The sequence below is a fragment of the Pantoea sp. Ae19-2 genome, from assembly GCF_059801205.1.
Genome location: NZ_JBCHWE010000001.1, coordinates 1,892,992 through 1,904,410, shown reverse-complemented (window position 1 = coordinate 1,904,410; position 11,419 = coordinate 1,892,992). Strand labels below are relative to the sequence as shown.

Annotated in this window: 11 protein-coding genes; 2 read left to right on the top strand and 9 right to left on the bottom strand. The window is 56.3% G+C overall.

Features of this window, described 5'->3' with window-relative positions:
- Window positions 1-14 precede the first annotated feature (14 nt).
- A complete protein-coding gene (gene pdxY / locus AAIE03_RS08725; protein ID WP_013025653.1) occupies window positions 15-875 on the top strand; it encodes a pyridoxal kinase PdxY in 861 nt (286 codons plus the stop codon).
- 28 nt (window positions 876-903) lie between these two features.
- On the opposite strand, the gene gstA is transcribed toward pdxY, so the two are convergent.
- Complete coding sequence (gstA, locus tag AAIE03_RS08720) at window positions 904-1,509, bottom strand: glutathione transferase GstA (RefSeq protein WP_014605926.1); 606 nt, start codon at window positions 1,507-1,509, stop codon at window positions 904-906.
- A 153-nt stretch (window positions 1,510-1,662) separates the two neighbouring features.
- Window positions 1,663-3,147 (bottom strand): dipeptide/tripeptide permease DtpA, encoded by a 1,485-nt coding sequence (gene dtpA / locus AAIE03_RS08715; RefSeq protein ID WP_028715090.1) that lies wholly within the window; start codon window positions 3,145-3,147, stop codon window positions 1,663-1,665.
- Window positions 3,148-3,746: 599 nt separating this feature from the next.
- On the opposite strand from dtpA, the gene AAIE03_RS08710 reads away from it, so the two are divergent.
- Window positions 3,747-4,445 carry a CTP synthase C-terminal region-related (seleno)protein gene (locus AAIE03_RS08710; protein ID WP_014605924.1) on the top strand — a complete coding sequence of 233 codons (699 nt, stop codon included), beginning with the start codon at window positions 3,747-3,749 and terminating at the stop codon, window positions 4,443-4,445.
- A gap of 55 nt (window positions 4,446-4,500) precedes the next feature.
- Here AAIE03_RS08710 and nth read toward each other — a convergent pair whose 3' ends face one another.
- Genes nth through rsxA form a run of 7 tightly spaced genes read right to left on the bottom strand, consistent with a single transcriptional unit; the run spans window position 4,501 to window position 11,340 of the window.
- A complete protein-coding gene (gene nth, locus AAIE03_RS08705) occupies window positions 4,501-5,133 on the bottom strand; it encodes an endonuclease III (protein WP_015700384.1) in 633 nt (210 codons plus the stop codon).
- Window positions 5,130-5,834 (bottom strand): electron transport complex subunit E, encoded by a 705-nt coding sequence (locus tag AAIE03_RS08700; RefSeq protein WP_014605923.1) that lies wholly within the window; start codon window positions 5,832-5,834, stop codon window positions 5,130-5,132. The genes nth and AAIE03_RS08700 overlap by 4 nt, the downstream gene beginning before the upstream one ends.
- Window positions 5,827-6,459, bottom strand: coding sequence for an electron transport complex subunit RsxG (gene rsxG, locus AAIE03_RS08695; protein WP_491653135.1), 633 nt, complete (start codon window positions 6,457-6,459; stop codon window positions 5,827-5,829). The genes AAIE03_RS08700 and rsxG overlap by 8 nt, the downstream gene beginning before the upstream one ends.
- A gap of 3 nt (window positions 6,460-6,462) precedes the next feature.
- Complete coding sequence (rsxD, locus tag AAIE03_RS08690) at window positions 6,463-7,521, bottom strand: electron transport complex subunit RsxD (protein WP_455935270.1); 1,059 nt, start codon at window positions 7,519-7,521, stop codon at window positions 6,463-6,465.
- On the bottom strand, window positions 7,522-10,188 hold the full coding sequence (rsxC, locus tag AAIE03_RS08685) for an electron transport complex subunit RsxC (protein WP_491652626.1): 2,667 nt from the start codon (window positions 10,186-10,188) through the stop codon (window positions 7,522-7,524).
- A complete protein-coding gene (gene rsxB / locus AAIE03_RS08680; protein WP_013025662.1) occupies window positions 10,181-10,759 on the bottom strand; it encodes an electron transport complex subunit RsxB in 579 nt (192 codons plus the stop codon). Before rsxB ends, rsxC begins: the two co-directional genes overlap by 8 nt.
- A complete protein-coding gene (rsxA, locus tag AAIE03_RS08675) occupies window positions 10,759-11,340 on the bottom strand; it encodes an electron transport complex subunit RsxA (RefSeq protein ID WP_013025663.1) in 582 nt (193 codons plus the stop codon). Before rsxA ends, rsxB begins: the two co-directional genes overlap by 1 nt.
- Between the last annotated feature and the right edge of the window lie 79 nt (window positions 11,341-11,419).

Here is an 11,419-nt window from a genome sequence, read left to right as displayed (position 1 = left end):
TACAGGGCAAAAAAGTGAAAAACGTTTTAGCAATTCAGTCGCACGTGGTGTTTGGTCACGCGGGCAACGCGGCGGCAGAGTTCCCGATGCGCCGTATGGGTGTGAACGTCTGGCCGCTGAATACCGTGCAGTTTTCTAACCATACGCAATATGGCCACTGGACCGGTACCGTGATGCCGGCCACGCACTTAACCGATATCGTCAAAGGCATTGCCGATATTGACCGCCTGAAAACCTGTGATGCGGTACTCAGCGGTTATCTGGGCTCGGCCGAGCAGGGCGAAAACATTCTGGAAATCGTGCGCCAGGTAAAAGCCGCGAACCCGGAAGCCTGGTATTTCTGCGATCCGGTTATGGGGCACCCGGAAAAGGGCTGCATCGTTGCACCCGGCGTGGCGGAGTTCCACTGCAAACTGGCGCTTCCCGCCAGCGATATCATCGCCCCCAACCTGCTGGAGCTGGAAATGCTCAGCGAACGCAGCGTAACCAGCGTAGAAACGGCGGTTGACGCGGCACGTATGCTGATTAGCCAGGGGCCGAAAGTCGTGCTGATTAAGCACCTGGCGCGCGCAGGGCGCCGCAGCGATCGGTTTGAGATGCTGCTGGTGACCGCCGGTGAAGCCTGGCACATCAGCCGTCCGCTGGTGGATTTTGGCGTTCGTCAACCGGTGGGCGTGGGCGATCTGACCAGTGGCTTGTTGCTGGTCGATCTGCTGCACGGGCTGTCGCTGCAGGCGGCGCTGGAACACGTCACTGCTGCGGTCTATGAAGTGATGCTGAAAACGCATGAGATGGGCGAGTATGAACTGCAACTGGTTGCCGCTCAGGATGCCATTGTCCGACCGACGCACGTCTTCCCCGCTGAGAAGCTGTAAAAAAGGGCCGGTTACGGCCCTCATCGTATCAGTTAAGTCCTTCCGCTTTGAGCGCGGCCTGAACCGACGGCCGCTCTGCAACGCGTTCAAACCAGTGTTGCAGGTGGTCCCGCGCGGCCAAATCCAGGTTCAGCGCTTTTGCCCAGCGGGTAACCACAAATAAATAGGCATCCGCGACGCTGAAGTGCACGCCCATCAGCCACTGTTTGTCTTTAAGCTCATCGTTTACCCAGGCAAATTTCGCCTCCAGCTGGCGGCGCACCAACGCTTTGTACTCCTCAGGCGCATCGTTGCGAAACAGGGGAGAGAAGCTTTTGTGTAACTCGCTGCTGATATAGCCGAGCCACTCAATGGTGTGATAACGCGTCAGGCTCCCCACCGGGGCCAGGAGGTGACGATCGGGTTTAAGATCGGCCAGATACTGCACAATCGCCGCGCCTTCCGTTAATACATTCCCATCGCTCAGCTGCAGGGCCGGCACCTGACCTTTGGGGTTGATCTGGCGAAAATCTTCACCGCGCTCGGTGAGCTTAGTCTGCAGATCAACATTAACCTGCGTAAAGTCCAGACCACATTCACGCATGACGATATGCGGTGAAAGGGAACAGGCACCAGCTTTACAAAACAGTTTCATAATGAGGCCACCATGTTTCGAATCGTGTTTGCATAGTAATCTCATGGCGCGGAATTGCCAGTAATAAGGCGCAGGAATGTGCGAGGCATTGATCGGCGACAAAAACAAAAAAAACCGGGCAGGCCCGGTTTTCGTGAAAAGTCATGACGTCAGTCAGGCTTTGTCTGCTGCCGTATCTTGAGTCATGCGGTTCAGCAGAGGGGCGGTAATCAGCATCAGCACGGCGATGACCGCCGTCGCGATACCAATCTGCTGGAAAACTCTGCCGTAGGTGGCCAGGGAGATCAGCGGATCGGTAACGTTTTCAGGAACGGCCATCAGGTTTGCCACTTTACCGGCAATGACCGCAGCGCCCGCCGTCGTCAGGAACCATGAACCCATGATAAAACCCATAAGACGCTGCGGAACCAGCTGCGCCACCATCGCCAGGCCAAGACCGGAAATCATCAGTTCACCAATGCTCTGCAGGCCATAGCTGAGAATCAGCCAGTTAACAGACACAATCCCCGCATCGCTGGCAAACTTCGCGCCGACCGGTAACACCAGGAAGGCTGCGGAACACAGCACCATACCGATGGCGAACTTGTGCGGCATGGGCAGTTTATCGCCCAGCTTGTTGTAGACGGCGGCGAGAATCGGGCTGGCAAGCATGATCCAGAACGGGTTCAGCGCCTGGAATTGCTCAGGGGCAAAGGTGATACCCAAAATGCTGTGCTCAACGTTGCGAATCGCAAAGAAGTTAAGCGACGTTGGCATCTGCATATAGAGCACGAAGAACACGATGGCTTCCACCATCAGCAGGAACGCAACAATCATACGACGACGGGCTGCGCCGTGAAGGGCAAAGGCTTCTTTGGCAAAGATGACAAAGATACCTAACGCTATCACGCCTAACAGCATGCGGGCGATTGACTGGTGGTGCAGCATCCAGTTTGCCAGGGCGACCAGGACGACGATTCCCACCAGGGTCATCAACAGTTTGCCGAACTGTAGTGGGGCAAAGTCCGGTTTAGAGCCGAAGTCTTTCACCAGGCGTTTGCAGAACAGGAAGTTAAGCAGCGTGATGACCAGGCCGACAACCGAGAGCGAAAACGCCACGTTGTAGCCGTACTTCTCCGCTAACCACGGAGTCAGCATCATTGAAAACAGCGAACCGATATTGATGGACATGTAGAACATGGTGAAGGCCCCATCAATACGGGGATCGTCTTTGTCATAGCACGTCGAGAGCAGCGAAGAGGGGTTAGCTTTAAACAAGCCACTTCCCACGGCAATGGTCGCCATACCAACATAAACGATGCTGACGTTGTGGCCCGAGAAGGCCACCAGGGCATAACCTATTGCCAGAACCAGCACGCCAAGAACGATGACGCGTTTGGTCCCGAGGACTTTGTCACCCAGCCAGCCACCGATGGCGACAAGGCCATATACCAGGGCGCTAAATGAGGAGAACAGGGTAATAGAGTCGGACTCCGACATCCCCAGTTGTCTCACCAGGTAAACCGCCATAATGGCCTGCAGGCCGTAGTAACCAAAACGTTCCCATAATTCGATAGAAAAGATCAGGTAAAACGCTTTGGGCTGTTTGAACGCGTTAAGGCTGACGGCCTCGTCGGTGTGTTTGTTTGCAGTTGACACTTGTACCTCTGTTATTTCATATCCTGTGTCGCGACAGGAATTAAGTCCGCGCCATGTGATCAGACCATGGGCCAGATTTTTATTAGATGGGAAAAACGGCGACTAATTTGGCTGAATAAAGGCGACAGGGCAAGCGTTTTCTACCTTCTGCCGGAAAGCGATCGTGTGGCGTTAAAACCTAAATAAATATTATTAGTTGGAATTTAATTCTGATTTTAAGCGTTTATGTGAAGTAATGACGTCGCGGTGGGGTTGCAGGAGTGTTAATAATGACATTAACTACTAAAGCGGCGTTACGCCGAGCTTTACAACGGAAAGTGATATTTTCTCAGGACAATCTGGCTATAAAGCAGGTTTTGACGCCGATTTGATGAAATAGTCTGCGTATTATGACGTTAATCTCCACCAAAGGCGTAAAAAGATTGATTAAGGTCACATTTTTGCCTGTTAATTCAGGCAGAGAAAAAAGCTTATCTGGGTACGGCGTGCCCGTAGCGCTTCGCTGTATCGGGTGGGAGACACGACAGAGCCGCACTTCGGGACTCGACATCCGTTGCCCCCTGCCGTAGCATCCTTATTTCGTTAAGAGGAATTTTGCTATGCCGTTACCTTTACGTCTCGCGTTAGTCGGCGACTATCGTCCGGAAGCCGTTGCGCATCAGGCTATTCCCCTGGCGCTTTCCCGTGCCGCTGCCCATCTTGCTATCGATATTGAACCTGAGTGGATCCCAACACCTGAGCTGGGCGATTTAACCGCCATCAGGCAAAGCCATGCCGTATGGCTGGTGCCGGGAAGTCCCTATAAAAATGATGAGGGCGTCTTCAGTATGCTGCGCTGGGTACGGGAAGGGGAAAAACCTTTTCTGGGTTCCTGTGGCGGTTTTCAGTATGCCGTTATCGACTATGCACGTCACGTACTGGGCTGGCATGATGCGAATCATGCAGAAACCAGCGATGAAGGGCGGATGGTGATTGCGCCGTTAAGTTGCTCGCTGGTGGAGCAGCGCGGTGAGGTGACATTTGAACCCGGTTCACGTATTGCCACCGCCTACGACAGCCTCTCCAGCGATGAAGGCTATCACTGCAACTTTGGCGTTAACCCGGACTTCAGTGCAGCGCTGGAAGGCAACAATTTGCGTATCACCGCCTGGGATCTCAATGGCGATGTACGCGGCATAGAACTGACCGATCATCCTTTTTACGTCGCCACGCTCTTCCAGTCCGAGCGTGCAGCCTTACAGGATAAGGATTCTCCGCTGGTGATTGCCTGGATGCAGGCGGCTCTGGATCAGCGTTAGATCAGAAAATAAAAAGCCTGTGTGTTCACAGGCTTTATCAGACAACACCTTCGCGTTATTCCACTTTATCCGGGTATTCGCACAGGTCCTCAATCAGACAGGCGCCACAGCGCGGCTTACGGGCCACACAGGTATAGCGACCGTGCAGAATCAGCCAGTGGTGGCAGTCCACTTTGAATGCCTTAGGCACAACCTTTAACAGTTTTTCTTCGACCTGCTCGACATTCTTGCCGGGGGCGAAATTTGTCCGGTTGCAGACGCGAAAAATATGGGTATCCACTGCGATGGTGGGCCAGCCAAAGGCGGTGTTGAGCACCACGTTTGCCGTTTTACGGCCCACACCGGGCAGCGCTTCCAGGGCTACACGATCTTCGGGCACCACACCGCCGTGCTGTTCCAGCAGAATGCGGCAGGTTTTGATGACATTCTCTGCCTTGCTGTTGAACAGTCCGATCGTTTTAATGTATTCCTTCACACCGTCCACGCCCAGCGCCAGCATTGCAGCGGGCGTATTCGCGACCGGATAGAGCTTTGCGGTGGCTTTATTCACGCTGACGTCGGTGGCCTGGGCAGAGAGCAGAACCGCAATCAATAATTCAAACGGCGAGCTAAACTGCAGCTCGGTCGTAGGATGAGGATTAGCCTGCTGCAAACGGCTGAGGATCTCGGTACGCTTTGTCTGGTTCACACGGCTTTTCCGGTATTGCCTTGCGGTGCAGCCAGCGCCTGCTCTTCAGCACGGCGCACAGCACGCTGCTTCATTTTTTGATCGATCAGGTATTTACCCGCCAGCATCATGCCCAGACCAATAAAGGCGCCTGGTGGTAACATCGCCAGCAGCATCGGTGAATCCAGATGAATCACCTCAATTTTTAATGCTTTTGCCCACGGGCCTAACAGCTGGTCTGCACCGTTAAACAGCGTCCCGCTGCCAATAATTTCACGGAGGGAACCCAACACCACCATTGCGCAGGTTGCGCCCATCCCAATGGCAAAACCATCAAGGGCTGCAAGAGGGATGCTGCTTTTCGATGCGACGGCCTCGGCACGGCCTACCACGATACAGTTGGTCACGATAAGCGGAATAAAAATGCCCAACGACTGATACAGGCCATAGGCATAAGCATTAATCAGCATCTGTACACAGCTCACCACGGACGCGATGATCATCACGTAAATGGGGATGCGAATCTCCGAGGGCACCCAACGGCGCGAGGCGGAAATAAAGCTGTTGGTCAGGGTCAGCACCAGCGTGGTGGCCAGCCCCAGCCCCAACGCATTGGTGGCGGTGGCGGTCACCGCCAGCAGCGGACACAGGCCCAGCAGCTGCACCAGCGCCGAGTTATTTTTCCACAGCCCGCCTACCAGCAGGTTTTTAGCTTCACTCATTTGCGTCTCCACATTCGGGTAACGAAGAGAGTTTCCCTTTCAGGGATTCAATTAATAATGCCGTACGTTTGGTGGCATTCACGACGGCTCGTGGGGTAATCGTGGCGCCGGTGAACTGATCGAATTCGCCACCGTCTTTTTTAACGGCAAACGCTTTATCATCCGGACCTGTTACCACTTTGCCATTAAAGTTGTTAATCCAGTCAGAAATGCGCAGTTCTATTTTATCGCCCAAACCGGGCGTTTCATGATGTTCAATCACGCGGACGCCCAGCACCTTACCGTTAAAGTCAGCCCCGACCAGCATCTGTATCGCGCCGGAATAGCCGTCCGGTGCCGTCGTTTCCAGCGCCGCGGCAACAGGCTGGTTGCCTTTACGTGCCAGATAAAGATGGTGTGGATTGGCGTTACCCAGCGCCGGATCAGTGACAACGTAACATTCCTGCTGAATGTGGTTGTCGTACATATCGGTCGGCACCACCTGGTCCAGCAAATTTTTCTGCTGCAGTTGCGTCTGATGCTCAACGGTTGGCTTAGTGACCGTATTCACTATGGCCGTCACGCCGGTCGTAATGGCGGCAAACAGCGCCAGCGTCACGCCATTTTTGCGTATCGTGTCCAGCATCATTTAATCCTTTTGATGGCCGTAAACACGCGGCTGAGTGTAATAGTCAATCAGCGGTACGCATATATTAGCCAGCAATACAGCGAAAGCAACGCCGTCCGGATATCCGCCGAAGCTGCGAATTAACCAGATCAGCAGCCCAATCAGCGCACCGTAGAGTAAACGACCACGGTCGGTCGTGGAAGCGGTGACCGGATCGGTAGCAATAAAAAATGCCCCAAGCATAGTGGCACCTGAGAACAGATGAATCACTGGGCTGTTGAGCGTAGCGGGCGAGAACAGCCAGCCCAGCGTTGCGCAGAAGGCCAGCGACAGCAAAATGGCAGCCGGGATATGCCAGCGAATGGCGTTTTTCCATAGCAGGAACAGACCGCCCACCAGATAACCCAGGTTAACCCACTGCCAGCCGAGACCCGCGAGCACACCACTGTAAATGGGCTGGGTCAGAAGTTGCGCGGCGCTGTGGCCCGCGCGCAGGCCGGTTTTAAATGTATCGAGCGGCGTGGCCTGGCTGACGCCATCGGCACCGAGCTGCAGCTGCTGCATCGTGTCGCCCGCAAGAGTATGGCCGGTAAAAATCATACTGAGTGAATCGAGCATCCCCGGTTTAATCATCTGTAACGCGTCCGGCGGCATCCAACTGGTCATCTGTACCGGAAACGAGATCAGTAGCACCACATAGCCTACCATCGCCGGATTAAAGGGATTTTGTCCCAGTCCACCGTAAAGCTGCTTGGCGATCACGATCGCAAAGACTGTACCGATCACTACCAGCCACCAGGGCGCCAGAGAGGGGATGCTGATTCCCAGCAGAATGGCCGTCAAGAGGGCTGAATTATCCGCAAGGTTGGCAGCAACCGGGCTTTTGCGTAAACGCAGGATGGCCGCTTCGGTAAGCAACGCCGTTACCGAGGCCAGAATCACCTGCAACAGCGTGCCCACGCCAAAGAAATAACACTGCGCTGCAAAGCCCGGCAGTGCAGCCAGCACCACCAGCATCATGATGTTGCCGGTGCTGCGCCGGTTGTGGGTATAAGGTGAACTTGCTATACGAAAAGCCATTTAGTCCTCAGGTGTCAATGTCGATTGCGCTTTACGCGCTTTGGCACGTTCGATAGCAGCCGCAATAGCGGCTTTGCGCGCGTCAGTAGGGTGCTCAAGTTCCGGCGCCTGTTCGGCTTCAGCATTCGCATTATTGGCTTGTTCTTGCGCCATTTCCGCCTGCTCGACGTCACGGTGCGCCTCTGTTGCAGCCAGTGCAGCATCGCGAGAAGCGTCCTCCGCGCGAGCCAGGGCGGCGGCGGCTTTCTTCGCTTTGGCACGCTCCACGGCGGCGGCCACGGCGGCCTTGCGTGGGTCTTCCGGCGGAGCGGGCTGCACATCCTCGGTACTTTCAGCGACGGCGGCCTGCGCGGCTTTCTTCGCTTTGGCGCGTTCCACAGCGGCGGCCACGGCGGCCTTGCGCGGGTCTTCCGGCGGAGCGGGCTGCACATCCTCAGTACTTTCAGTGACGGCGGCCTGCGCGGCTTTCTTCGCTTTGGCGCGTTCCACGGCGGCGGCCACGGCGGCCTTGCGCGGGTCTTCCGGCGGAGCGGGCTGCACATCCTCAGTACTTTCAGCGACGGCGGCCTGCGCGGCTTTCTTCGCTCTGGCGCGTTCCACGGCGGCGGCCACGGCGGCCTTGCGCGGGTCTTCCGGCGGGGCGGGCGGCACATCCTCAGTACTTTCAGCGCTGGCGGCCTGCGCGGCTTTCTTCGCTCTGGCACGTTCCACGGCGGCGGCCACGGCGGCCTTGCGTGGATCCTCCGGTGGGGCGGGCTGCACATCCTCAGTACCTTCAGCGCTGGCGGCCTGCGCGGCTTTCTTCGCTTTGGCGCGCTCCACGGCGGCGGCTACGGCGGCCTTGCGTGGATCCTCCGGTGGGGCGGGCTGCACATCCTCAGTACCTTCAGCGCTGGCGGCCTGCGCGGCTTTCTTCGCTTTGGCGCGCTCCACGGCGGCGGCTACGGCGGCCTTGCGTGGATCCTCCGCCACCTCTTCAGACGCGTCCGGAACGGCTGATTTTTTTGCTTTAGCACGCGCAATAGCGGCTTCAACCGCCGCTTTGCGCGGATCGGTCGTCTGGCGGCTCAGTGCCTGGGTTTCCGACTGGGCTTCAGCCTGGCGCAGGCGAGCCTGAGCATGGCGAGCCTCGGCGACGGCCTCTTCGTTTCCACCAGGTTTTGCTTTCGCGCGTGCCTGAGCCGCAGCCAGTTCAGCACTGTCGCTGCGCGCTACGCGCTGCTTCGCCTCTGCATGGCGTGCTTCACGTGCCTGTTTTTCCCGTTCGAGTCGTGCCTGACGCGCTTCAAACCGTGCTTTCGCTTCCAGCGTCCGTTTGGCTTCCAGATCGATAGCCCGCAACTCGGCTTTTTCCTGGCGGTAATACTGCACCAGCGGGATGTTGCTGGGGCAAACATAGGCGCAGGCACCGCATTCAATACAGTCATCAATATGGTGCGCACGGGCTTTATCATGATCGCCGCCCTTGCTGTACCAGTAAAGCTGCTGCGGCAGCAGCTTAGCCGGGCAGGCATCAGCACAGGCAGAGCAGCGAATACAGGACTGCTCCTGCTCGTCGTTGCCCATTTCCGTGCTGGACGGTGCCAGAATACAGTTGGTGATTTTAACCACCGGGACATCCAGTGACGGCAGGGTAAAGCCCATCAGCGGGCCGCCCATAATCACCATCTGGCGTGGCGAGGGATGAAAACCGACCTGATGAAGCAGATGACTGATTGGCGTACCCAACCGGCTCCACACATTACGTGGCTGGGCGATGGCTTCACCTGTCAGCGTGACCACGCGCTCGGTGATGGGCTCGCCATTAATGATGGCGCGCTTAACCGCCCAGGCCGTGCCGACGTTTTGCATCAGCACGCCAATGTCCGTCGAGCGTCCGCCGTGCGGCACTTCCATACCGGTAAGAATTTTGGTGAGCTGTTTGGCACCGCCCGAAGGATACTTGGTGGGAATGACGCGAATCTGGAGATCGCGCTCACCGCCCAGCGCCTGCTTCAGAGCGGCGATGGCTTCAGGTTTGTTATCTTCGATGCCAATTAAAACGCGATCTGCCTGTAAGACCCAGGCCAGAATCCGGCTGCCTTCCAGCACTTCGGCTGCGTAATCCTGCATCAGCCGATCGTCAGCGGTGATATAGGGCTCACACTCGGCGGCATTGATAATCAGCGTTTTAACGCCCCGCAGGCCGCCTTTCAGCTTAGTGGCGGTCGGGAAGCCTGCGCCGCCCAGGCCGGCGATGCCGGCATCGTGAATGCGTTTCAGGATGGCGGCTCGTTCATGCTGACGGTAGTCCGGCAGCGGTTCCAGCGGCATCCAGCGGTCCTCACCATCCGGCGTCAGGAAAATACACAGCTCTGACAGGCCCGAAGGGTGAGCCGTCATGTGCTGGGCAATATCCTCGATGACGCCGGACGTCGGTGCGTGCACCGGCAGCATTCTGCCCTGGCCAAACGTCAGTGGCTGACCGCGCAGTACGCGATCGCCCGGCGATACGCAGATCTCACCTTCATGACCAATATGCTGTTTCAGCGGAATAATAAACCGGTGCGGCAGCGGCAGCTCGGCCAGTGGCGTACCGTTAGACTGGGTTTTCATTTCAGGCGGATGAATGCCGCCCTGAAAATCCCAGGTTTTCTCTTTTTTAAAAAAATTTAGCAGATTAAGCATGACTCTCTACCGGGATCACCCGAACAGGAATGGTTTCAAGATCCCATTTCCAGTTGGCCGTGGTGGTGGCAACCGGACGCATCTCAATACAATCGGTAGGACAAGGCGCGACACACAGGTCGCAGCCCGTACACACGTCGCTCAGCACGGTGTGCATGGCGCGTGTTGCGCCAACGATGGCATCAACCGGGCAGGCCTGAATACATTTCGTGCAGCCAATACAGTTCGCTTCATCTATCCATGCCACGGTGCGCACGGGCGCTTTGGCTTCTTCGTCACCATCAATCGGCTGCGGCTCAACGTTGAGCAGGGCCGCCAGCTTCAGCATGGTCTGTTCGCCACCGGGCGCACATTTGTTGATGGCTTCACCGTTATTGCCCACCGCATCGGCATAAGGACGACAGCCAGGATAACCGCACTGGCCGCACTGGCTTTGCGGAAGAACAGCGTCGATCTGCTCAACAATGGGATCTTCTTCAACCTCAAAGCGTCGTGAGGCGTAACCCAGCAGGGCGCCAAACACAAGGCTCAGGGCGCTTAATACCGCAACCGCTATCCAAATCGCACTCATCAGAATTTCACCAAACCGGTAAAGCCCATAAACGCCAGTGCCATCAGGCCTGCGGTGATCAGCGCAATCGAGTTTCCTTTGAACGGGGCAGGCACGTTTGCCAGAACCAGGCGCTCACGCATACCGGCAAACAGCACCATGACAAGCGAGAAGCCCAGCGAGGCGCTGAATCCATACAGCGCCGCCTGCAGGAAGGTGTGGTTGAGGTTAACACTCAACAAGGGAACGCCCAGCACCGCGCAGTTGGTGGTAATCAGCGGCAGGAAAATACCCAGCAGTCGGTAAAGCGACGGGCTGGTTTTGCGCACCACCATTTCGGTGAACTGCACAACCACGGCGATCACCAGAATATAGGCCATGGTGCGCAGGTACACTAAGTCCAGTGGCACCAGAATAAGATGGTTCACCAGCCATGCACAAATAGAGGCCAGTGTGATAACAAATGTGGTGGCGAGGCCCATGCCAATCGCCGTTTCCAGCTTTTTGGAAACGCCCATAAAGGGACACAGGCCGAGGAACTTCACCAAAACGAAGTTATTCACCAGCACAGTACCCACAAAGAGAAGGAGATAATCGGTCATTTTTTCGCCTGAATACCAGAAAGCGGCTTATTATCATTGATAAAACGCTGTATCACAACTGTGACACAACATTGTCTAC

Excerpts from the sequence above, each read along its gene's own strand:
- gstA (WP_014605926.1), bottom strand. The coding sequence starts at position 1,509 with ATGAAACTGTTTTGTAAAGCTGGTGCCTGTTCCCTTTCACCGCATATC.
- AAIE03_RS08710 (WP_014605924.1), top strand. The coding sequence starts at position 3,747 with ATGCCGTTACCTTTACGTCTCGCGTTAGTCGGCGACTATCGTCCGGAA.
- AAIE03_RS08700 (WP_014605923.1), bottom strand. The coding sequence starts at position 5,834 with ATGAGTGAAGCTAAAAACCTGCTGGTAGGCGGGCTGTGGAAAAATAAC.
- rsxG (WP_491653135.1), bottom strand. The coding sequence starts at position 6,459 with ATGCTGGACACGATACGCAAAAATGGCGTGACGCTGGCGCTGTTTGCC.
- rsxD (WP_455935270.1), bottom strand. The coding sequence starts at position 7,521 with ATGGCTTTTCGTATAGCAAGTTCACCTTATACCCACAACCGGCGCAGC.
- rsxC (WP_491652626.1), bottom strand. The coding sequence starts at position 10,188 with ATGCTTAATCTGCTAAATTTTTTTAAAAAAGAGAAAACCTGGGATTTT.
- rsxB (WP_013025662.1), bottom strand. The coding sequence starts at position 10,759 with ATGAGTGCGATTTGGATAGCGGTTGCGGTATTAAGCGCCCTGAGCCTT.
- rsxA (WP_013025663.1), bottom strand. The coding sequence starts at position 11,340 with ATGACCGATTATCTCCTTCTCTTTGTGGGTACTGTGCTGGTGAATAAC.